This is a genomic window from Rhizobium sp. Leaf453, from assembly GCF_001425605.1.
Lineage (GTDB): Bacteria > Pseudomonadota > Alphaproteobacteria > Rhizobiales > Rhizobiaceae > Pararhizobium.
In genome coordinates, this window is sequence record NZ_LMRG01000004.1 from 160,530 (window position 1) to 179,678 (window position 19,149).

A 19,149-nucleotide genomic window follows, 5' to 3' on the forward strand; every position below is an offset into this window, starting at 1 on the left:
CTCATGGTCCAGCAGTACGATTCCCTGACCGAATACAATCGCAAGCGTGACTTCACCAAGACCGCGGAGCCAAAAGGCGCGACGAAACGATCGAAGGCCGGAAAGCTGTTTCTGGTGCAGAAACATGACGCAATCCGGCTTCACTACGATTTTAGGCTGGAATGGAAGGGCGTACTGAAAAGCTGGGCGGTGACGCGCGGGCCGAGCATCAATCCCGAGGACAAGCGCCTTGCCGTGCGCACCGAGGACCATCCTCTCGCCTATGGCGATTTCGAGGGTACGATCCCGAAGAAGCAATATGGCGGCGGCACGGTCATGCTCTGGGATACCGGCTGGTGGGAACCCGACAACGACCCGGATGAAGGCCTGAAGGAAGGCAAGCTGAAATTCCACATTCACGGCCAGCGCATGCACGGCGGCTGGACACTGGTGCGGATGAAGCCGCGAAATGGCGAAAAGCGGGAAAACTGGCTGTTGATCAAGGAGCACGACGACGAGACGGACGAGGATGGCGAAAGCCTGCTCACCGAAAATCTCACCAGTGTGAAAACCGGGCGCTCGATGGAGGAGATCGCCTCCGGCCATGGCGAGAAAACGGCCCATGTCTGGCAGTCGAGCAAAAGCGCCGCCGCCAACGTCAAGGCCGGCGCCATCGCCGAGGAACCGACCGCCCCGAAGACCGCGAAAGAACGTCGTGGCAACGCGCCGGCTTTCGTCAACCCGCAGCTTGCGACACTGACCGCAGATGCGCCCGTTGGCGATGACTGGCTGAACGAAGCAAAGTTTGACGGTTACCGCCTGATGATCTCGATCGGCAAGCAAGGCGTCGCCTGCTTTACCCGGACGGGGCTCAACTGGACGGAAAAATTTCCGGACATTGCCCATGGGTTCGCCGATCTCGATTGCGATACCGCGCTGATCGACGGGGAAGCCGTGGCCGCATCTGAGGAAGGCTCCAAATTCTCGGCCTTGCAGAAGGCCATCAAGACCGGCGGCGAAACGCGGTTCTACGCTTTCGACCTTCTGCACCTGAATGGGAAGGACCTGCGCAAGAAGCCGCTCGTCGAGCGCAAGCAGGCCTTGAAGACCCTGCTCGATACGCTGGAGACCACACGCGCCATTCAATATAGCGAGCATGTTCGCGGCAATGGCGAAAAGGTCTTTCAAGCCATGTGCAAGGCCGGACAGGAAGGTATCATTGCCAAACAGGCCGATGCGCCCTACCGCGAAGGCCGCGTCGGCAGCTGGCTGAAGATCAAATGCACCAAACGGCAGGAATTTGTTATCGGCGGCTATTCGCCGTCCGACAAACGCGGCCGCGCCTTCGCCTCGCTGTTGGTAGGTGCCTATGATGGCGACAAGTTCGTTTACCAAGGCCGGGTCGGCACCGGTTTCGATGAGGAGACGATGGCGGATCTGGCTGCGCGGTTCGAGAGATTGAAGCGCAAAACCTCGCCGTTTGAAACCGTACCGAAAGATATCTCTCGTGGGGCCATCTGGCTGAAACCGGAGCTTGTCGCGGAAGTCGATTTCGCCGAATTTACCGCTGACGGCCACATTCGCCATGGTGCCTTCGAAGGCCTGCGCGAGGACAAGGAGGCTTCCGCCGTGACACCCGAAACGAAGAAGACGCCGCCCCCTAAGGCTGCGGCAAAGAAGGAAAGCAAGGCGGCGAATACCGACAAAGCTCCGGAAAAGCCTGTTGCAAAGCGCAGGGAGAAGGACACGGACGGCGATGTGCTCGGAATTCGCATCACACATGCGGAGCGGCTTCTGTTCTCCGATCCGGATATCACCAAGATCGATCTCGCCCGCTATTACGGTGTCGTGGCCCACCGCATGCTGCCCTTCATCGCCGATCATCCCGCCTCGATCCTGCGCTGCCCTCAAGGCCCGGATCATCAGTGTTTTTACCAGAAGCACGCCAGCGACGGCTTTCCGGATGAAATCCATCAGGTGCCGATCGAGGAATCAGACGGCGATACCGCCAATTACCTCTATGTCGATGATGCCAGGGGACTGGTCGCCGCTGTCCAGATGGGCACGATCGAACTGCATATCTGGGGCTCGACGATCAAGCGGCTGGATGCCGCCGACCGCCTGGTGTTCGACCTCGATCCGGATCCGAGCGTGACATTCGAGACGGTGAAGAAGGCGGCCCTCGTGCTGCGCGAGGCGCTGCAGACTCTGGGGCTGAAATCGGTCGCCATGGTCTCCGGTGGCAAGGGTATCCATGTGATCGTGCCCTTGGCGAAGGCCGCGCCATGGGAAGATGCCAAAGCCTTTGCGAAGGGCCTGTCGTCAAAAATCGCCGACAATGACCCGGACAATTACATTGCCACCATGTCCAAGGCCAAGCGCAAAGGCCGCATCTTCATTGACTGGCTGCGCAACGAACGCGGCTCGACCGCTGTCGCCCCCTACTCCGTGCGCGCCCGCGCCGGTGGCCCCGTTGCGACGCCCGTCACATGGGAAGAACTTTCCAATCTCGAAGCCGCCAACAGCTTCCATATCCCCGACATTCTCCAGCGGCTGGAAGACGTGGGGGACCCATGGGAAGACGCAAAGGACTGGAAGCAGAGCCTGACCAAGGCGATGCTGAAAGCCGTCGAGAGCTGAAAGCTAGGCTTCGCCGCGGAACTTTTTCCCAAGCGCTTCCGGAAGGCGTCGTGGCCTGCCCTGCCCGTTGATGACGGCGATGATGACCTTGGCGGCGATCAGCAGCGTGCCCTCGCGGCGGATTTCCTGGACCAGCACCATCTTGGCGCCCCCGGCCTTTTCCGTCGTCGTGGTGATCGTCAGTATATCGTCCATGCGTGCCGGCGCCTTGAAATCGATCTCCATGCGATGGACGACGAAAACCAGCCCTTCGGTGTCACCCTCGATCGCCAGCGTCGCCTGTTCGACGCCGAGAAGCCGCAGATAATCGGTTCGAGCCCGCTCCATGAAATGCAGATAACGGGCGTGATAGACCACGCCGGAAAAATCCGTGTCCTCGTAATAGACCCGCTGAACCAGCCGGTGTCCATGGTCCGTCAGCTCGCCCGAAAGCGCGATCAAAGTCATGCCGCTCCTCGCAAAATTATTCTTTTTCCTGTGAAGGAACCAAACGGGTTTTGCAAGCATTGCAGGTTTGTCACAATGTTCTCCTATCACCAGCGCATGATTTCTCATCTCACAGGAGATTGACTCATGAAGATTGCTGTCCTTGGCGGTGATGGCTTCGTTGGCTGGCCGACGTCGCTGCATTTGTCGGATGCCGGGCATGACATTCACATCCTCGACAATCTGTCACGCCGCTGGATCGATACCGAGCTGGGTGTTCAATCCCTGACCCCAATGGACAGCATTCAGGAACGCACCCGCATCTGGCACGCCGAAACCGGACGCCGCATCCACTTCCACCTGATCGACCTTGCCCGCGACTACGAGCTTTTGAAGAACTGGCTCGCCGAGAACCGGCCGGACGCCATCATCCATTTCGCCGAACAGCGCGCCGCGCCCTACTCGATGAAGAGCGATCGGCACAAGAACTACACGGTAAACAACAACGTCAACGCCACCCATAACCTTTTGAACGCCATGGTCGAGATTAGCCTCGACGCGCATCTGGTGCATCTCGGCACGATGGGCGTGTACGGCTATTCCACCGTCGGCGCTGCCATTCCGGAAGGCTATCTTCCGGTTGGCATCGAGACCGAGAGCGGCGAGACGGCGCAACAGGAAATCCTCTATCCGGCCAATCCCGGTTCGATCTACCACATGACCAAATGCCTGGATCAACTGCTGTTCCAGTTCTACGCAAAGAACGACGGCATGCGGATCACCGACCTGCATCAGGGCATTGTATGGGGCACCCATACCGAGCAGACCCGCCGTCATGAACAGTTGATCAACCGGTTCGACTATGACGGCGACTACGGCACCGTGCTCAACCGCTTCCTGATCCAGGCAGCAATCGGCTATCCGCTGACCGTGCACGGCACCGGCGGCCAGACGCGCGCCTTCATCCACATCCAGGATTCCGTCCGCTGCATCGAACTGGCGCTGAAAAACCCGCCCCAGCGCGGCAGCCGCGTCGAAATCTTCAACCAGATGACCGAGACGCACCGTGTCCGCGATCTCGCCGAGATGATCGCTGGCCTCACCGACTCCGAGATTGCCTGGCTGCCGAACCCTCGCAAGGAAGCCGCCGAAAACGAGCTGATCGTACGCAACGAGAAGTTCCGCAGCCTCGGCCTCAATCCGATCACGCTGCAGGATGGCTTGCTTGCGGAAATCGTCGATGTCGGCAAGAAATATGCTTACCGCGTCGATCGCAGCCGTGTTCCGGCGGTGTCGGCCTGGACCAAGGACATCGCCGCAAAGATCAATCACGATCCGGAAGGAAGAAGGCTGAAATCGGTTTCATGACGCAGTCAGGCTCCGAAAGCAGCATCACGGCATCCGGCGTGGCCGGGTCACGCAACGCATTCGTCACGCTGGTGACGAATGCCGATTATGCCATGGGCGCCACCGCACTCGCCCGCTCGATCCGCCGCACGCAAACCGGTGCCGACATCGTCGTCCTGCACACCGGTGGCGTCGAATTGCATGTATTGAAACCTTTGCGCACCTTCAATTGCCGGCTTGTCGCAACCGACCTGCTACCGTTGTCCGACGGTTTCAACAATCGCCACAGCCGCAACAATATCCACGGCAATGCGCCCTTCACCAAGGGCCGAAAGCCGGACTTTCATTCCCCGCTCGACAATTTCTGCAAGCTGCACCTCTGGCAGCTAACGGACTATGACCGCTGCATCTTCATCGATGCGGATGCGCTGGTGCTGAAAAACATCGACCGCTATTTCGACTATCCGGAATTTTCTGCCGCACCGAACGTCTATGAGAGCCTGGCGGATTTCCACCGGCTGAACTCCGGTGTCTTCGTCGCAAGCCCCTCTCTCGCAACATTCGACGCCATGCTGGCGCGGCTGGATACGCCCGACGCCTTCTGGCCGCGCACTGACCAGACCTTTCTGCAGTCCTTCTTCCCGGACTGGCATGGTCTGCCGGTGACAATGAACATGCTGCAATATGTCTGGTTCGCCGTGCCCGACCTGTGGAATTGGGCGTCGATCGGGGTGCTGCATTATCAATATGAAAAACCATGGGAAAAGAACCATCCAAAGTCGGAGAGACTGCAGCCGCTGATTGATCTCTGGTATGCTTTCTTCACCGGCAAGGATATTCCGGAAATAACCGGCCTGCCCAATCCGGCGGGTTGAAGTCAGGAAGCTCATGACACGCGTTCTTGTTTCCGGCGGTACTGGTTATGCCGGCCGCTTCATCGTCGAGCACCTGCTGGCCAACGGATACAAGGTTACCGTCGGCGGCCGCACCGCGCCGGAACCGGGCTTCTTTTCGAAGGACGTGCCTTTCGTGCCGCTTCGGCTCGATCCGGAAGCGGATGAGATCGAGGCTTTTGACAATATCTATTATTTCGTCCATGCGGCTTTCGATCATCTGCCGGGACAATATCGCGGTGGCGAAGGCGACGATCCGGAAGGTTTTCGCCGCACCAATCTGGACGGAACCGTAAGACTGTTCGAAACGGCCCGTGACGCCGGCGTGCGCCGCTGCGTCTTCCTGTCGAGCCGCGCGGCCTACGGCCCGCAAGCGCCCGGCACGTTGCTGAAGGAAGACATGTACGGAAAACCGGAGACGCTCTATGGCGAGGTGAAGCTGCAGGCCGAACGCAGCCTGCTGTCGCTCTGCGGCCATGGTTTCGTCACCGCCAGCCTGCGGGCGACCGGCATTTACGGCCCTGCCGGGCCGGGCCGCCAGCACAAATGGGCTGATTTGTTCGCAACCTATCTCTCTGGCAGGCCGGTTATGGCGCGCTCTGGAACCGAGGTTCACGGCGATGATGTGGCGCGCGCCGTTCGGCTGATGCTCGAAGCCGATGCCGTCCGCGTCAATGGCGAAACGTTCAACGTCTCTGATATCCTTACCGGCAACCAGGAGATCCTGTCGATCTTGCAGCGCGTGACCCATTGTCCGCATTCGCTCCCGGAGCACGACGACACCGAGGTCAATGCCATGGGCTGTTGCAAGATCGGCGCCTTGGGATGGACGCCGGGCGGCACGGCTTTACTGGAACGCACCATAGCGGAGCTCGCCGCCGATATGACGACAACATCGCGGCCACCGCGGGCTATCGGGCTTTAGGCAGCTTCGCCTTTTCGCGTGTCGCCCATTCCCTGCCCGCCTCGCCGCCCCAGAGCAGCCAGGCGACATAGCCAGCCGACGGGTTATCGTCATCGCCGAAATTCGGCGCGCGCTTATCCACTTTGTGACGGCTGAAATAGCTCGACATCCGCTTGATCGTGTCATCGGACAGCGAACGCCGGTTCTTGAGATCGCGGGCGCGGGCAACACCGACCATCGTACCGCCCCGATGAAACTTCTCCCGCAATTCCAGGCCTTTTTCAGCGGCTTTGGCGACAGTCTGTGGCGGCTTGTGCCCTTGATCATCCGTCATGATGCAGGCCTCAGTTCCGAGCGGCTCTTCAGCACCCGGTCGCCATCCACTTGCTCGATCAGATAGGCGGGCTCCTGACGCGACGCCGTGCGCTTGACCGTCACACCCTTGATCGTGCGTTCGACGTCTTTGGTGAACGATTGCGCTATCTTGCCTTCGGCCGTGCCACTGCCCCAGGTCCATTGCACCCTCGTGCCCTTGCGAAATTGCGCCATCACTCGTCTCCCGATTCTATCGCGAGAACAATGCATCATGCGCAGGGAGGTCCCGGCGGGACGCGCCTAGCGTTCGGGATCATCGTGGTTCCAGACCACATGGACCGGCGATGGAGGCAGCGTCTCGATTTCATCGGCAATGAAATATGGCGGAATATCGAGCGCCTTCAGCGCCGCCGTCGTTGCTCTCACCCAGCGGAACTCCAGATCGCTGCCGCCATCTTTCACTCGGTGGACAACGTCGTCCGGATGAAACGGAAATGCCCCCGGAATATCCATCAGATAATAGAAGCCGAGCTCGTGGACCTCGCGGTCTTCGTATTGGAAGAAATTCTCTACCATCCACAGCATCCGCCCGACCGTCACCGCGACGCCGAGTTCTTCCACCATTTCGCGTTCCAGCGTCCGAACCGACGTCTCGCCGATCTCGACGCGACCACCCGGAAAGCTCCAGAACTTCTCATGCGTCGCCCGGTGGACGAGCACGTGGCCATCGCGAAATCCGAGCCCGGCAACGCGAAAATTGAACCGCCGGGGTGGGGCGTCCATACGGATCATGGTTCGGTTTGTCATGGCTTTATCCCAGATCGACAACGACGATTTCCGGCGGCAAACCGAAGCGGACCGGCGCAATGGAGCAACCGAGACCGCCGGAAATGATGATATTGCGATCATCCTCCACCACATGCCCATAGGCGTAGCGATTTCCGAACCGCGAGGGGACGACCGGAGAATGCCCGAAAAGACGAACCTGGCCGCCATGCGTATGGCCGGACAAGGTCAGCGCCACCCGGGAAGGCACTTTCGGGAAAATATCCGGCTCATGCGCCAGCAGGATCACCGGCGCGTCATCGGTAACCTGTGCCAGTGTTCCGTCGAGATCATCGAGCCCCGTTATCCGCTTTCGCCCCCATTTCCTGCCCGACAGAAGCGCCAACTGGTCTTCGAGGCCGGCTATCCAGAACCCATGCCCATCCTTTTCAAGGCGGACCGCCTGATTGACATAAACCGGGATGCCGACCCCTCTCAGTGCCTTGTGCGCAAATGTATCGCCGCCGCCAGCCTGCTGTGCCGTCCTGTCTTCCCACCAGTCGTGATTGCCGAGAATGGCGTGGACGCCAAGCGGCGCGGTCAACGTCGAAAATGCTTTCGACCACTCGTTCGAATGAACGTAACGCGTCACCATGTTCATGCCCGTGGCATAATCGCCAAGCAGGACTGTGACGTCACCGCCGAGCGTATTGGCATAGGCGCAGATGGAGGCGATGCGATCGGCCGACATCCATGGCTCGCAAGCATGCACATCGGCCAGCGCGACCACCCGCAGCTTCAAGCCCGGCGTCCAGCCCGGCGGCGTCAGCTTGTATCGCGTGACATTGAGCCGAACCAGTGGCTCGAAGGCGAAGGCATAACCGCCAAGTGCCATCACCCCGGCGACGCTGCCACCGAGAAATTTCAGAAAGCCGCGCCGTGTGATCAATCAATCATCCTCTTGGAACAGGCGGAACTGGGTGGCTTCCAGATCCTTTGGCACCTGCAATCCAAGGTGTTTCCATGCATTTGCGGTTAAAATGCGCCCGCGTGGAGTGCGCTGGATAAAACCCTGCTGGATCATGTAGGGCTCGATGATATCCTCGATCGCATCACGCGGCTCCGAAAGACCCGCCGCAATCGTTTCAATGCCCACCGGACCGCCGCCGAAATTGAGCGCGATCATCGTGAGGTAACGCTTGTCGAGCTGATCGAGACCCATATTGTCGACCAGCAGTCGTGTCAGTGCCTCGTCGGCGATCTCCTTGGTGACGGCTTCCGCTTTGGCAACCTCGGCGAAATCGCGCACCCGCCGCAACAACCGGCCGGCAATACGGGGCGTGCCACGCGCACGGCGGGCGATTTCGCGCGCGCCGTCATCGGTCATGCCGAGCCCCATGAGACGGGCACCGCGGCGCACGATCGATTCCAGCTCTTCCACTGTGTAGAAGTTCAGCCGCACCGGAATGCCGAAACGATCGCGCAACGGTGTTGTCAGCAATCCAAGCCGGGTCGTCGCCGCGACCAGTGTGAATTTCGACAGGTCGATTTTCACCGACCGCGCCGCCGGACCTTCACCGATGATCAGGTCGAGCTGGAAATCCTCCATGGCCGGATAAAGGATTTCCTCTACCGCCGGATTCAACCGGTGAATTTCATCGATGAACAGCACATCGCGATCTTCGAGATTGGTCAGAAGCGCCGCCAGATCACCGGCCTTGGCGATGACCGGGCCGGAGGTCGAACGGAAGTTGACCCCGAGTTCCTTGGCCATGATCTGCGCCAGTGTCGTCTTGCCGAGGCCGGGCGGGCCGACGAACAGCACATGATCCAGCGCCTCGCCCCGGTTCTTCGCCGCCTCGATGAAGATCTTGAGATTGGCGCGCGCCTCCGCCTGACCAGTAAACTCGTCCAGCGTCTGCGGCCGCAGCGTCGTATCCAAATCCTCGCCGCGCTTTTCCGGTGCGATCAGTCGTCCGGCATCTGTCATGTCAGCAGTTCCATTTCGGATATCTTACGGGCGGCCTTGCGGTCGAGGGTCACCGTTTTCCGACAACCCGCCCGGGCGGCGAGGTAAGCCACAACGTGGCCAGTTATATCTCCGCCGCGTGTTTTTTCGTCGTCAGATAACAAGTCATCGAGGAAATGTTCATCTTCAAAGAAGAACTCCTCTATCGTCAGTAACTGGCGAAACGTCGCGGCGATGACGCTATTGGCATAGCCGTATCGACGGCGCAAAACCCAACTTGTTTCAACGAAAACGACAAGTGAAATGAAGGCTGGCTCGTCTAGGGACCGACTGCGCAAAAAGCTCTTTACGGTTTCAAACTGATCCGCGTGATCCGCCAGGATGAACCTAAGAAGAACGTTGGTGTCTATTCCAATCATCAACTATCCTCTGATCATCCTCCGCGAGATAATCGGCTATCGCGTTGTCAAAATCTTCCAACGAAGCTGGCTTTCGATCAGGGTCGTGCAAAATTCCAGCAAGATCGGCAGCTTTTTTGTTCTTTACGCGCAGGTAGACGCGATCGCCGTTCACGACGTAGCGTATCTTGTCGCCAGGCTTCAGCCCGAGCATTTCTCTCACTTCGAGAGGAATCGTCGTCTGCCCTTTGGTCGTCAACGTGCTGTCAAAAACATTCATGACCGATCTCCTTACAATTCGATTTTAGTAAGGATCTTTCGCCAAAGCAAGGATTCACCGTGCCAGCTCCTTCAACCCAAGGCGAATTAGCTTGGCACTGTCCAGCCCCTCGCCGCCATTCTTCAGTGCGGCCGCAACGGCATTCGCCGCCTGGTCACGCGAATAGCCGAGATTGCTGAGCGCGGAGACGGCATCGGCGACGGGAGCCGACGCGACGCCTTCGCCGATTTCCTGCTTCAGGCCGATATTGGCGGAGGCTTCGCCTGCGAAAGCCGGCGCCTTGTTTTTGAGTTCGGTGACGATGCGGACCGCGACCTTCGGGCCGACGCCCGGTGCACGCGAAACGGATGTCTTGTCCTGCAGCGCGATGGCATTTGCCAGTTCGCCCGGCGTGAGCACCGACAGGACCGCCAGCGCCACCTTGGAGCCGACGCCCTGAACGCTCTGGAGCAGGCGGAACCATTCGCGCTCCAGAGCGGTCAGGAAACCGAACAGCCGCAACTGGTCTTCCCGCACATAGGTTTCGATAAACAGGATCGCCGCCTCCCCGGGCGAGCCCAGCTTCGACAATGTGCGCGACGAGCAGTGGGCGACATAGCCGACCCCGTGCACATCGAGCACCACATGGTCGTCGCCGATCTCGTCGATCGTTCCTTTGAGCTTGCCGATCATGGCGAAAAATCCTTCATGGGTGGGTTTCCGGCGTGATCAGTTCGACGGAAGGGAAGTAATTTCTGTAACGGGCGCCATCGCGCGTCAAAAGCCGGTATCGCCGCCAATCCGCATGAGCACCGATCAGAAAATCCGGCAACGTCCGTTCCCGCTGCCCGCCCGCCAGCCGATAGGCACGATGAGCTTTGCCGGCACGAAAGGCTGCCTCGAAAGGTATGCTTTCACGTTTCGGATCGAGCCAACTCAGTGCGGCCGTCAACTCGCCCTCCGAAAGCGGCGACGCCGCGAGTTCGGACCAGACAACCGGGCTCAAAACCAACACACCAGCACCCAAAGCCTGCCGCAGAGCCTCCAGCGACCAATAGCGGATAAGAGTTTCAGGCCCGAGCACATCAATGAATATGTTGGTATCAACGAGGGTCGAGATCGTCACGCTCCCCCCTAAGCCAGATCATGAACTCACCCGTTGTCAAGCCGCCAGTATCGAATGTCCCTTTGACGCGCGCAGCCCAATCGTCAAAATTCCGAATTGCGCTTTTATCTTCGGGACTGTCGACACGGACGAGCATCGCCCCGGCACCCGAAGCAACAAAATCCACTTCCGAACCAGGGACGATACCCAGACGGTCTCTGATTTCCTTCGGAATGGTGACCTGACCTTTTTCAGTGACACGCATGGTAATACCTCCGAGGTATTACATAATTGTCGGAAAAGAACAAGTCAAGAACGAACTACCCGGCGAGCGCCGCAATGCGCATGCGAGCGCCGCCACGATTGTGGGCGTGGCAGATGGCGATCGCCAGCGCGTCGGCCGCGTCGTTGCCCTTGAATTCGGCCTTAGGCATCAGGATTTTCAGCATCATATGGATTTGCTGCTTCTCGCCATGGCCGACGCCAATCACCGATTTTTTCACGGCATTCGGCGCATATTCGGCCACCTGCAGACCGGCGCGCGCCGGCACCAGCATGGCGATGCCACGGGCCTGGCCGAGCTTCAAAGTCGCCACCGCGTCCTTGTTGACGAAGGTCTGCTCGACTGCAGCCTCGTCCGGCTTGTGCGTGTGAATGACATCGGCAAGGCCATCGTGCAACTGGCATAGCCGGGAGGCGAGATCCATGTCACCGTCTGAAGTCACGGTACCGGAAGCCACGAAGCGCAGCGAATTTCCGAGCGTGTCGATGACGCCCCAGCCGGTTCGGCGCAGGCCGGGATCGATGCCGATGATACGAATCGTGTTTTGCATGGCGGGAAGCTTAATACTCATGACCGGACGCTGCCAGCAAAATGTGAACAAAACAAAAACATTCACAGGACTTGGCGGATAAAGTGACGGCTGCAATTCCGATTGGATAGCTTGGATTCTGGAAATTTGATCTTACATAGTCGTTCATCAAATTCGCTGATCAAAGGCTTTTCCCATGATCCCCTTTTCGATCCTCGACCTTTCGCCAATTACCCAAGGGTCAAACGCCTCCCAAGCGCTGCAGAACTCCCGCCGATTGGCACAGGAAGCGGAAGCTTCCGGCTACAAGCGCTTCTGGCTGGCGGAACATCACGGCATGAAAGGCATCGCCAGCGCCGCGACCTCAATCGTGATCTCCCATGTGGCGGCCGGCACGAAGACGATCCGCGTCGGCTCGGGCGGCATCATGCTGCCGAACCATTCGCCGCTGGTGATTGCCGAACAGTTCGGCACACTCGCCGCGCTCTATCCCGGCCGGATCGATCTCGGCCTTGGCCGCGCGCCGGGAACCGACATGCGCACGGCTTCGGCGCTTCGCCGCAACATGGAAGCCAGCGCCAACAATTTTCCCAATGATGTCGTCGAATTGCAGGCGCTGCTTGGTCCGCTCAAGGACGGCCAGGACCTGATCGCTGTCCCCGGTGCGGATAGCAATGTGCCGATCTGGCTGCTCGGCTCCAGTCATTTCAGCGCTCATCTCGCCGGTATGCTGGGCCTGCCCTTTGCGTTCGCCTCGCATTTCGCGCCGGATATGCTGCTGTCTGCGCTCGAAATATACCGCGAACGCTTCGAACCGTCGCAATATCTCGACCAGCCGCATGCGATGGTCGGCATCATGGGCGTCGCGGCGGATACGGATGCGGAAGCGAATTATCTGTTTACGTCGATGCAGCAGTCATTCGTGGCGCTCCGTCGCAACGCCCGCGGCCAGTTTCCGCCGCCGGTCGAAACCATGGATGGCCTGTGGAGCGACAGCGAAAGGATTTTCGTCGATCACGCCATGACCTACGCAGTCGTCGGCGGTCCCGAAACGGTCAAGACCAAGCTCGACCGCTTCCTCGCCCAGACGGAGGCTGACGAACTGATCGTCTCGATGCCGATCTATGACATGGACGCCCGGCTGAAATCGGTCCGCCTGTTTGCGGGTGCACAGCAGGAACTCGCCAAAGCCGCATAATGCACAAAAGCCCCGGATCATCTCCGGGGCTTGACGGGCTCATATCTTGGATCAGGCCGAAACCTTGAAATCGAAATGCTTGCGCACTGTTTCGATGATTTCCCAGGTGCCCTTGAAATCGGCCTCGATAACGAAGGCATCGCCGGCGCTGACGGTGACCGGCGTTCCGCCATCCGGCGTGATGATGATCTTGCCGGCAATCATGTGGACGAATTCATAGGCCGTGTAGGTGGCGTGATAGGTGCCGGGCGTCGCTTCCCAATAGCCCGAGACCATCGAGCCGTCCGACGATGTGTGCAACGCCCAGGTCTTCATGGATGGTGTGCCGGACACCACGACCCAACCGTCCAGTGTGGCCGGATCGCCATCTGCAGGAACGGGTGCGGCAAGTTTCGTCACGGTCTGCATGATCAATCGCCCTTTCGAAAAGGGGGAGCCTAACGATCATCGGGCGAAACCGGCTTGCCAATTCCGACAAGCCGTGACGTGAACCGGAGTTATACCTCCGGTTCACGCTTGTTCGGATCAGGCCGACAGCTTGGCCAAGACTTCGTCGGAAACTTCGAAATTGGTGTAGACGTTCTGGACGTCGTCATCGTCTTCCAGCGTGTCGATCAGCTTCAGCAGCGACTGCGCACGTTCTTCGTCGACCGGCACCGTGTTCTGTGCCTTCCAGATCGCCTTCACCGTTTCGGCTTCGCCGAGCGAGGATTCGAGCGCCTTGGAGACTTCGCCGATATCCTCGAAGCCGCAGATGATAGAGTGGCCGTCCTCGTCGCTGATGACGTCTTCGGCACCCGCTTCGATCGCTGCTTCCATCACCTTGTCGGCGCTGCCAGCGGAAAGCTTGTAGGTGATCTCACCGACATGATCGAACGAGAAGGAAACCGAGCCGGTTTCTCCCAGCGCGCCGCCAGCCTTGGTGAAGGTCGAACGGACGTTGGACGCGGTGCGATTGCGATTGTCGGTCAGCGCCTCGACGATGATCGCCGTGCCTCCCGGACCATAGCCCTCGTAACGGACTGCATCATAGGTTTCGGCATCGGCGCCAGAAGCCTTCTTGATGGCGCGGTCGATATTGTCCTTCGGCATGGACTGCGCCTTGGCATTCTGGACCGCCAGACGCAATGCCGCGTTCATCGTCGGATCGGGCAGGCCGTTCTTGGCCGCGACCGTGATTTCGCGCGCAAGCTTCGAGAACATTTTCGAACGGATCGAATCCTGTCGACCCTTGCGATGCATGATGTTTTTGAACTGGGAATGACCGGCCATGACGCCCTCTTCACATGCTTGTCGTGTTTGGAATTCGGCGCCTTATAATTTCATTGACGCTTTGCGTCCAGCCGAACCCGAATTTTTTCCGTTCCGCCGTCAATTGGCGGCAAGTCGCTTCCGACTGAGAAAGAACGAATGACCGTCATCGCGCTCGCAGGAAAGGCCCGTGCGGGTCGACAGGCAGGAGAATGGGCCGGCTTCCCATGTCTCGCCATAGTCGAGCACCGGGCCGGCCGAGCAGCAGCTTTGGTCGCCGACATCCTTGTAAAGCGTAGCCTCGCCCTTTCGCGCCAATGTCGCACGGACATAGCGCGGCTCGATGCGGTCACAGGACAATTCCGGGCCGCCATCCGCCGGCTGATAGACCGCCGTTCCGCCTTCCGGCGTATAGATGCAGCCGATATTGCCGGAGGGCAGGACGAATTCTTCCTGCTTTCCGTATGACGCCGTCACCTCCGGCACATCCGCCGTCTTGCCGCCATCGGCCGTCGGCATCCGCGGCGGCGGCGCACCGTCGGCAAGGGCGAAAGACGGCATGGACAACAGGGCAATCAGGCAGGCGGCAATCAATTTCATTCCGTGAATCCCGGCATCAAACTCCCTGCAGGATATAAATCAGCGGCTTGCTTGGCAAGGAACGCAGGGACACGCGGACATTGTCCGCCGTCGCAAAACTCTTGTCGAAGCCATCGCCGAACATCTCCAGGAAGTTGGTCACCGGCGGTCCGCGCCGGTGCATCGGCAGGATCAGCGACGAGCGCAACCGCGTCACCACCCGGCTCATGCTTTCTGCCCCCATGGTCAGCCCGCCATCGACCGGCACCATCACCACATCGAGCCGACCGATCTCGGCATAATCCGTGTCGTCGAGTTCATGATGCAGATGGCCGAGATGACCGATGCAGAGGCCGGCCACCTCGAAGATGAAGATCGAATTGCCGTCCGGCTCCATCGCGCCGCCGAAAGAGCGGATATCCGTCGTGACATTGCGGATATAGGCATCACCCACCACGAGATCATGATCCGCCGGCTGCCCGTCGTCACCCCAGCCATGCAGCACATGCTGGATCGCCGGATCGGGCGTCAGCGTATAGTGGCTGGAATGCGCCTTGTTCATCGTCACCACGTCCGGCACCTTCGGCGGTGCATACCAGCCGCTGAAATCCGTGGCAATCGAAACGCCTCCCGGCGTCTCGATCAGAAAGGTGGAGTGGCCGACATAGGTGATCGAGACCTCTTCTCCAGCCACTGCCTGGATATTCATGGCGGACGGAGGCTTGAAGCTGGCGAAGGTGACATCGGGAAGGCCTTGCGCGATCGCCTGGCACTGGCTGACCGGCGGGCGCGCCTCCTGCGCATGCGCCGGCATCGGCCAGAGCACATGCAAAAGAAGGATGGCGGCAAATGCGAGCAGGAACAATCGCGTCATCATGCACCTTCGGCTCAGGTTTGCATGAGCCACGAGGATAGGCATGAAGTACGCGGGGTAAAGCGCCGATTGCGGCGCCGCGCTCACAATCGCGTCATCACCGATACGCTGCCTGCAGGTTAGGCAATGCGCAACAGTGACAGATCAGGCCCAGAACGCCGGGACCGTCTCCGCCAGCCGTGGTCCGATCCGCAGCGGCGCGATCTTTTCCGCAAGTCCGGTGCGATCGGAGATTTCGACGCCGACGCCACAGATTGTCGCCGGGCCGGAAGCGGCCTCGAAACGGCCTTTCGGCATCTTGGAGATGAACCGGTTCAGCGGCTCTTCCTTTTCCATTCCGAGCGAGGAATCGTAATCGCCGCACATGCCCGCGTCCGACATATAGGCCGTGCCGCCATTGAGGATCTGGGCATCGGCGGTCGGCACATGCGTATGCGTGCCGACAACGAACGAGGCACGGCCGTCGACGAAATGGCCGAAGCACTGCTTCTCGCTCGTTGCTTCGGCGTGGAAGTCGAAGATGATCGCGTCGGCCTGCTCCTTCAACGGACAGGCGGCGAGGATCGATTCACCGACCTTGAAGGGATCGTCCAGTTCCGGATGCATGAAGACGCGGCCCATGATGTTGGCGACCAGCACACGGGCGCCGTTGCGGGCGAAGTAGAGGTTCGAGCCGCGGCCGGGCGTGCCAGCCGGATAATTGGCGGGTCGCAGGAACTGGTCGTGCCGCTGGCAAAAGGAAACGGCCTCCTTCTGGTCCCAGACGTGGTTGCCCGTGGTCACCACATCGGCGCCGGCATTGATCGTCTCGATAAAGATTTCCTCGGTGATGCCGAAACCACCGGCGGCGTTTTCACCGTTGACGATGACGAAATCGAGTTTCAGGTCACTGATTAGGCCGGGCAGCTTTTCCCAGACCGCCGTCCGGCCGGTCTTGCCCACCATGTCACCCAGAAACAGAAGTCTCATATTTGCTTATTCCTAGCCCGAAAATCCTGAGCCCGCTTTCCGTCAAGAGGGCATCCAGAGCCACATCATGTGGCTCAGCGGGCACTGATGCCACTTCCTGGCAGTCGAATGCAATCCCGATCAGTTCCGGCATATGGCCTTTCTGGCGCAAACGGTCGATGGCCCGGTCATAATAACCGGCGCCGTAACCGATCCGGTGGCCCGCCTTGTCGAAGGCGGAGAGCGGTATCAGCATGATATTGGGATCGACCACCGGCGCGTCCTCCCCCGGCCCGGTCGTGCCGAAGCCGGTTGCGACGATGGGTGCGCCCGGCACCAGTTCGCGAAAGACGATGGTCTGCTTGTCGAGAATGACGGGCAGGCAAAGCCGCGCGCCGCGTTCACGCAGGCGCGCCATCAGCGGGCGAATGTCGACTTCGGAACGGATGGGCCAGAAGCCGGAAATGACCTGCCCCGGCTCGAATTCGATGGCGTCGCCGGCGTGATCGAGCATCCGGAGGCTCGCCTCGATTCGCGCTTCCGCCGGCATCGCGTCACGCAGTTCCAGGCGCTCGATGCGCAAGGCCGCTTTCAGTTCCCTCGGTGTCATCAACATTTCTTCCCGGCTGCCATTGTCTTTCCATAGACCATAATGCTCCCACAAGGCGCAGCGCAAACGTCCGCCCTGCAACTTTTTGCGACGGGCAATCGTCCTTTCCCATTCTGAAACAGATTAGAGGTCTGTTCATCATGCACGCCGGTTCCGCTTTCGCGCTCTTGGGTCGATATGCAAGAGAAAGGCAGCACTTACATCATGAAAACAGTTCGGTGCCCGCTTCCGGCGTTGCGGGGAACTGTACAGCTTTGAAGCGGAGCCGGCCATGTCCATGAAGGACAAGATGTTGACGGAACTCGACCCACTGGAATTGCGCTGCCTGTCGCTGGCCGCCCGCGGGCGCAACCGGGAAGACATTACAAGGGAAACCGATATTTCCCACGACCGGATCGACGAGGCTTTCGACAGCGCGATGCGGAAGCTGCAGGCCAGCAATGTCGCCGAGGCTGTGTTTCGCGCCGCCCGGATGGATCTGATTTCATAACATCCAGAAGCGATGTCGCTCGCCCTGCGGCGGAGCCTGATCCTCGAATCCTGCTCGCTCGACGCCGATATCATCGAGCAAATGATTGCCGCCCCGCCGGATGATTTCGTCGAGCGGCACTTCGACCGCCTCCACCACAAACCACCCATTCACCCGCGTCCACAGGTCTTGCAGCCGCTGCCCGACCTCGATCCAACCGTGTTCCGTCACATCGGCCATTAGCCTGCACTCCATCATATATGGGGTCCAGTATCGGTGTGGATTTGACATTAGACAAACGAATTGCAAAAATGTCTGTCATCAGAAAAACAGATGGCGACCGCGATGTTTCCTCCCCTTGAAAGCGACCTGCTGCGCACCTTCGTCGCCGTGGCCGAAAGCGGCAACTTCACCAAGGCCGGTGAAGCGGTCGGACGGACGCAATCGGCTATCAGCATGCAGATCAAGAAGCTCGAGGATATCCTGGGCGAAACGCTGTTCGAGCGCGGATCGCGCGGCGTCAACATGACCAATCACGGCGTCCGTCTTCTCGACAATGCCCGCCGCATCGTGACGCTGCTCGACGACACCGCCGCCGCCATCCGGCTTCCGGCGCTGGATGGCTCCGTCCGGATCGGCATATCGGAGGAATATATCAATTCGACCCTGCCAAAGGCACTCGGCGCCTTCGCAGCCGTTCACCCGGGTGTCGAGGTTACCGTGCAGCAGGGCGTCTCGATGTCAAACCTCGCAGCGCTTGATGCCGGCGAGATCGACATCGCCATTGTCTTCGAGCCCGGCGGCCCGACGCGCAACGAAGTGCTGATGCTCGATCCGACGGTCTGGGTGACATCGGACCAGCATCAGGCGCATCTGCGCCACCCGCTGCCGATCGCCACCTATACCTATCTCAAGAACGGATGGTGCGACGAACTGGCGCTGAAAAGCTTGATCAAGCGCAACAGGGAAAGCCGCGTCGCCTATGTCAGTCGCACCAGCAGCGGCCTGATCGCGGCCGTCACCTCAGGTCTCGCCATCGCGCCGCTGACCCGCAGCAGCATCCCTGCCGGTTGCCGCGAACTGACCGCCGACGACGGCTACGATGTCATCGACTTTTCCAACGTCATCCTGAAAGCAAGACCGCGCGGCAACAAGCGCATCGTCGAAACCATGTGCAACGCTATTCGCGAGGCCTTTCGTGTGCCGGGGCAGGTTTGAGGCGTTGGGAGCGAGAAAAGTGCGATCCACACAACCGATGGATGTTTACGATCCTGGGTGCCTACAAACGTAGGTGGGCGCCATGTGACCTAGCCCACGGGCCAGGTCAGGGACAGCTCCCGTTGGATCGAGTATGGCCCCAGGGATTGTGGTTCCTGTCGGGAAGCGCAGACCGCACAGCCTATATATG

At 59.7% G+C, this 19,149-nt stretch carries 26 protein-coding genes and 1 other RNA gene; 7 read left to right on the plus strand and 20 right to left on the minus strand.

Going from position 1 to position 19,149, the window contains the following annotated elements; genetic code table 11:
• Window positions 1-3: 3 nt before the first annotated feature.
• Complete coding sequence (gene ligD / locus ASG68_RS07580) at window positions 4-2,619, plus strand: DNA ligase D (protein ID WP_062603928.1); 2,616 nt, start codon at window positions 4-6, stop codon at window positions 2,617-2,619.
• 3 nt (window positions 2,620-2,622) lie between these two features.
• Here ligD and ybgC read toward each other — a convergent pair whose 3' ends face one another.
• Entirely contained in the window at window positions 2,623-3,066 is a 444-nt protein-coding gene (ybgC, locus tag ASG68_RS07585) for a tol-pal system-associated acyl-CoA thioesterase (RefSeq protein WP_062579565.1), read from the minus strand.
• Window positions 3,067-3,192: 126 nt separating this feature from the next.
• Here ybgC and ASG68_RS07590 point away from each other — a divergent pair, with 126 nt between their 5' ends.
• The 3 genes from ASG68_RS07590 to ASG68_RS07600 are packed head-to-tail and all read left to right on the plus strand — an operon-like array spanning window position 3,193 to window position 6,210.
• On the plus strand, window positions 3,193-4,413 hold the full coding sequence (locus ASG68_RS07590; RefSeq protein WP_062579567.1) for an NAD-dependent epimerase/dehydratase family protein: 1,221 nt from the start codon (window positions 3,193-3,195) through the stop codon (window positions 4,411-4,413).
• On the plus strand, window positions 4,410-5,267 hold the full coding sequence (locus tag ASG68_RS07595; protein ID WP_062609220.1) for a glycosyltransferase: 858 nt from the start codon (window positions 4,410-4,412) through the stop codon (window positions 5,265-5,267). The genes ASG68_RS07590 and ASG68_RS07595 overlap by 4 nt, the downstream gene beginning before the upstream one ends.
• Window positions 5,268-5,280: 13 nt before the next feature.
• Window positions 5,281-6,210 carry an NAD-dependent epimerase/dehydratase family protein gene (locus ASG68_RS07600; RefSeq protein WP_062579572.1) on the plus strand — a complete coding sequence of 310 codons (930 nt, stop codon included), beginning with the start codon at window positions 5,281-5,283 and terminating at the stop codon, window positions 6,208-6,210.
• On the opposite strand, the gene ASG68_RS07605 is transcribed toward ASG68_RS07600, so the two are convergent.
• The 11 genes from ASG68_RS07605 to ruvC form a co-directional block, all read right to left on the minus strand.
• Entirely contained in the window at window positions 6,197-6,523 is a 327-nt protein-coding gene (locus ASG68_RS07605; RefSeq protein WP_062579573.1) for a hypothetical protein, read from the minus strand. The two genes, ASG68_RS07600 and ASG68_RS07605, sit on opposite strands and share 14 nt — an antisense overlap.
• The gene (locus tag ASG68_RS07610; RefSeq protein ID WP_112408307.1) at window positions 6,520-6,738 is read right to left on the minus strand and encodes a DUF2945 domain-containing protein; all 219 of its coding nucleotides are present in this window, start codon (window positions 6,736-6,738) and stop codon (window positions 6,520-6,522) included. The genes ASG68_RS07605 and ASG68_RS07610 overlap by 4 nt, the downstream gene beginning before the upstream one ends.
• 66 nt (window positions 6,739-6,804) lie before the next feature.
• Window positions 6,805-7,311 carry an NUDIX hydrolase gene (locus tag ASG68_RS07615; RefSeq protein WP_062579577.1) on the minus strand — a complete coding sequence of 169 codons (507 nt, stop codon included), beginning with the start codon at window positions 7,309-7,311 and terminating at the stop codon, window positions 6,805-6,807.
• 4 nt (window positions 7,312-7,315) lie between these two features.
• Complete coding sequence (locus ASG68_RS07620; protein WP_062579580.1) at window positions 7,316-8,218, minus strand: metallophosphoesterase; 903 nt, start codon at window positions 8,216-8,218, stop codon at window positions 7,316-7,318.
• Complete coding sequence (gene ruvB / locus ASG68_RS07625) at window positions 8,219-9,259, minus strand: Holliday junction branch migration DNA helicase RuvB (RefSeq protein ID WP_062579582.1); 1,041 nt, start codon at window positions 9,257-9,259, stop codon at window positions 8,219-8,221.
• On the minus strand, window positions 9,256-9,657 hold the full coding sequence (locus ASG68_RS07630; protein WP_062579584.1) for a PIN domain-containing protein: 402 nt from the start codon (window positions 9,655-9,657) through the stop codon (window positions 9,256-9,258). The genes ruvB and ASG68_RS07630 overlap by 4 nt, the downstream gene beginning before the upstream one ends.
• Complete coding sequence (locus ASG68_RS07635; RefSeq protein WP_062579586.1) at window positions 9,626-9,916, minus strand: AbrB/MazE/SpoVT family DNA-binding domain-containing protein; 291 nt, start codon at window positions 9,914-9,916, stop codon at window positions 9,626-9,628. The genes ASG68_RS07630 and ASG68_RS07635 overlap by 32 nt, the downstream gene beginning before the upstream one ends.
• 54 nt (window positions 9,917-9,970) lie before the next feature.
• The gene (gene ruvA, locus ASG68_RS07640; RefSeq protein ID WP_062579588.1) at window positions 9,971-10,588 is read right to left on the minus strand and encodes a Holliday junction branch migration protein RuvA; all 618 of its coding nucleotides are present in this window, start codon (window positions 10,586-10,588) and stop codon (window positions 9,971-9,973) included.
• Window positions 10,589-10,601: 13 nt separating this feature from the next.
• Window positions 10,602-11,021 carry a type II toxin-antitoxin system VapC family toxin gene (locus ASG68_RS07645; protein WP_062579589.1) on the minus strand — a complete coding sequence of 140 codons (420 nt, stop codon included), beginning with the start codon at window positions 11,019-11,021 and terminating at the stop codon, window positions 10,602-10,604.
• Complete coding sequence (locus ASG68_RS07650) at window positions 10,999-11,265, minus strand: AbrB/MazE/SpoVT family DNA-binding domain-containing protein (RefSeq protein ID WP_062579591.1); 267 nt, start codon at window positions 11,263-11,265, stop codon at window positions 10,999-11,001. Before ASG68_RS07650 ends, ASG68_RS07645 begins: the two co-directional genes overlap by 23 nt.
• Before the next feature lie 55 nt (window positions 11,266-11,320).
• A complete protein-coding gene (gene ruvC, locus ASG68_RS07655; protein ID WP_062579594.1) occupies window positions 11,321-11,833 on the minus strand; it encodes a crossover junction endodeoxyribonuclease RuvC in 513 nt (170 codons plus the stop codon).
• A gap of 175 nt (window positions 11,834-12,008) precedes the next feature.
• Here ruvC and ASG68_RS07660 point away from each other — a divergent pair, with 175 nt between their 5' ends.
• The gene (locus ASG68_RS07660) at window positions 12,009-13,010 is read left to right on the plus strand and encodes an LLM class flavin-dependent oxidoreductase (RefSeq protein ID WP_062603930.1); all 1,002 of its coding nucleotides are present in this window, start codon (window positions 12,009-12,011) and stop codon (window positions 13,008-13,010) included.
• A gap of 51 nt (window positions 13,011-13,061) precedes the next feature.
• Here the strand turns inward: ASG68_RS07660 and ASG68_RS07665 are convergent, their stop codons facing one another.
• The 6 genes from ASG68_RS07665 to ASG68_RS07690 form a co-directional block, all read right to left on the minus strand.
• Window positions 13,062-13,424 (minus strand): cupin domain-containing protein, encoded by a 363-nt coding sequence (locus ASG68_RS07665; RefSeq protein ID WP_413813993.1) that lies wholly within the window; start codon window positions 13,422-13,424, stop codon window positions 13,062-13,064.
• 111 nt (window positions 13,425-13,535) lie between these two features.
• Entirely contained in the window at window positions 13,536-14,282 is a 747-nt protein-coding gene (locus ASG68_RS07670; protein WP_062579598.1) for a YebC/PmpR family DNA-binding transcriptional regulator, read from the minus strand.
• Between the two features lie 99 nt (window positions 14,283-14,381).
• Window positions 14,382-14,861 carry a hypothetical protein gene (locus ASG68_RS07675; RefSeq protein WP_112408317.1) on the minus strand — a complete coding sequence of 160 codons (480 nt, stop codon included), beginning with the start codon at window positions 14,859-14,861 and terminating at the stop codon, window positions 14,382-14,384.
• Window positions 14,862-14,877: 16 nt separating this feature from the next.
• Window positions 14,878-15,717, minus strand: coding sequence for an MBL fold metallo-hydrolase (locus ASG68_RS07680; protein ID WP_062579600.1), 840 nt, complete (start codon window positions 15,715-15,717; stop codon window positions 14,878-14,880).
• A 141-nt stretch (window positions 15,718-15,858) separates the two neighbouring features.
• Window positions 15,859-16,683 (minus strand): TIGR00282 family metallophosphoesterase, encoded by an 825-nt coding sequence (locus ASG68_RS07685; RefSeq protein ID WP_062579602.1) that lies wholly within the window; start codon window positions 16,681-16,683, stop codon window positions 15,859-15,861.
• Window positions 16,661-17,272, minus strand: coding sequence for a 5-formyltetrahydrofolate cyclo-ligase (locus tag ASG68_RS07690; RefSeq protein WP_062579655.1), 612 nt, complete (start codon window positions 17,270-17,272; stop codon window positions 16,661-16,663). Before ASG68_RS07690 ends, ASG68_RS07685 begins: the two co-directional genes overlap by 23 nt.
• Before the next feature lie 271 nt (window positions 17,273-17,543).
• Between ASG68_RS07690 and ASG68_RS07695 the strand changes: the two genes are divergently transcribed.
• Complete coding sequence (locus tag ASG68_RS07695) at window positions 17,544-17,762, plus strand: transcriptional regulator (protein ID WP_113105388.1); 219 nt, start codon at window positions 17,544-17,546, stop codon at window positions 17,760-17,762.
• Here ASG68_RS07695 and ASG68_RS07700 read toward each other — a convergent pair.
• Window positions 17,757-17,981: a hypothetical protein gene (locus ASG68_RS07700; protein ID WP_062579604.1), complete on the minus strand. Its 225-nt coding sequence runs from the start codon at window positions 17,979-17,981 to the stop codon at window positions 17,757-17,759. The two genes, ASG68_RS07695 and ASG68_RS07700, sit on opposite strands and share 6 nt — an antisense overlap.
• 105 nt (window positions 17,982-18,086) lie before the next feature.
• Here ASG68_RS07700 and ASG68_RS07705 point away from each other — a divergent pair, with 105 nt between their 5' ends.
• Window positions 18,087-18,959 (plus strand): LysR family transcriptional regulator, encoded by an 873-nt coding sequence (locus ASG68_RS07705; RefSeq protein WP_062579657.1) that lies wholly within the window; start codon window positions 18,087-18,089, stop codon window positions 18,957-18,959.
• Window positions 18,960-18,978: 19 nt separating this feature from the next.
• On the opposite strand, the gene ssrS is transcribed toward ASG68_RS07705, so the two are convergent.
• Window positions 18,979-19,136: non-coding RNA, 6S RNA (gene ssrS, locus ASG68_RS07710), on the minus strand.
• Window positions 19,137-19,149: the final 13 nt, after the last annotated feature.

What these genes read in the sequence shown, in the direction of transcription:
- ybgC (WP_062579565.1), bottom strand. Translation starts at nt 3,066, where the DNA reads ATGACTTTGATCGCGCTTTCGGGCGAGCTGACGGACCATGGACACCGG.
- ASG68_RS07630 (WP_062579584.1), bottom strand. Translation starts at nt 9,657, where the DNA reads ATGATTGGAATAGACACCAACGTTCTTCTTAGGTTCATCCTGGCGGAT.
- ASG68_RS07595 (WP_062609220.1), top strand. Translation starts at nt 4,410, where the DNA reads ATGACGCAGTCAGGCTCCGAAAGCAGCATCACGGCATCCGGCGTGGCC.
- ASG68_RS07700 (WP_062579604.1), bottom strand. Translation starts at nt 17,981, where the DNA reads ATGGCCGATGTGACGGAACACGGTTGGATCGAGGTCGGGCAGCGGCTG.
- ASG68_RS07695 (WP_113105388.1), top strand. Translation starts at nt 17,544, where the DNA reads ATGTCCATGAAGGACAAGATGTTGACGGAACTCGACCCACTGGAATTG.
- ASG68_RS07610 (WP_112408307.1), bottom strand. Translation starts at nt 6,738, where the DNA reads ATGGCGCAATTTCGCAAGGGCACGAGGGTGCAATGGACCTGGGGCAGT.
- ASG68_RS07690 (WP_062579655.1), bottom strand. Translation starts at nt 17,272, where the DNA reads ATGACACCGAGGGAACTGAAAGCGGCCTTGCGCATCGAGCGCCTGGAA.
- ASG68_RS07590 (WP_062579567.1), top strand. Translation starts at nt 3,193, where the DNA reads ATGAAGATTGCTGTCCTTGGCGGTGATGGCTTCGTTGGCTGGCCGACG.
- ruvC (WP_062579594.1), bottom strand. Translation starts at nt 11,833, where the DNA reads ATGCAAAACACGATTCGTATCATCGGCATCGATCCCGGCCTGCGCCGA.
- ruvA (WP_062579588.1), bottom strand. Translation starts at nt 10,588, where the DNA reads ATGATCGGCAAGCTCAAAGGAACGATCGACGAGATCGGCGACGACCAT.
- ASG68_RS07685 (WP_062579602.1), bottom strand. Translation starts at nt 16,683, where the DNA reads ATGAGACTTCTGTTTCTGGGTGACATGGTGGGCAAGACCGGCCGGACG.
- ASG68_RS07680 (WP_062579600.1), bottom strand. Translation starts at nt 15,717, where the DNA reads ATGATGACGCGATTGTTCCTGCTCGCATTTGCCGCCATCCTTCTTTTG.
- ASG68_RS07705 (WP_062579657.1), top strand. Translation starts at nt 18,087, where the DNA reads ATGTTTCCTCCCCTTGAAAGCGACCTGCTGCGCACCTTCGTCGCCGTG.
- ASG68_RS07675 (WP_112408317.1), bottom strand. Translation starts at nt 14,861, where the DNA reads ATGAAATTGATTGCCGCCTGCCTGATTGCCCTGTTGTCCATGCCGTCT.
- ASG68_RS07635 (WP_062579586.1), bottom strand. Translation starts at nt 9,916, where the DNA reads ATGAATGTTTTTGACAGCACGTTGACGACCAAAGGGCAGACGACGATT.
- ASG68_RS07670 (WP_062579598.1), bottom strand. Translation starts at nt 14,282, where the DNA reads ATGGCCGGTCATTCCCAGTTCAAAAACATCATGCATCGCAAGGGTCGA.
- ASG68_RS07605 (WP_062579573.1), bottom strand. Translation starts at nt 6,523, where the DNA reads ATGACGGATGATCAAGGGCACAAGCCGCCACAGACTGTCGCCAAAGCC.
- ligD (WP_062603928.1), top strand. Translation starts at nt 4, where the DNA reads ATGGTCCAGCAGTACGATTCCCTGACCGAATACAATCGCAAGCGTGAC.
- ruvB (WP_062579582.1), bottom strand. Translation starts at nt 9,259, where the DNA reads ATGACAGATGCCGGACGACTGATCGCACCGGAAAAGCGCGGCGAGGAT.
- ASG68_RS07600 (WP_062579572.1), top strand. Translation starts at nt 5,281, where the DNA reads ATGACACGCGTTCTTGTTTCCGGCGGTACTGGTTATGCCGGCCGCTTC.
- ASG68_RS07615 (WP_062579577.1), bottom strand. Translation starts at nt 7,311, where the DNA reads ATGACAAACCGAACCATGATCCGTATGGACGCCCCACCCCGGCGGTTC.
- ASG68_RS07660 (WP_062603930.1), top strand. Translation starts at nt 12,009, where the DNA reads ATGATCCCCTTTTCGATCCTCGACCTTTCGCCAATTACCCAAGGGTCA.
- ASG68_RS07650 (WP_062579591.1), bottom strand. Translation starts at nt 11,265, where the DNA reads ATGCGTGTCACTGAAAAAGGTCAGGTCACCATTCCGAAGGAAATCAGA.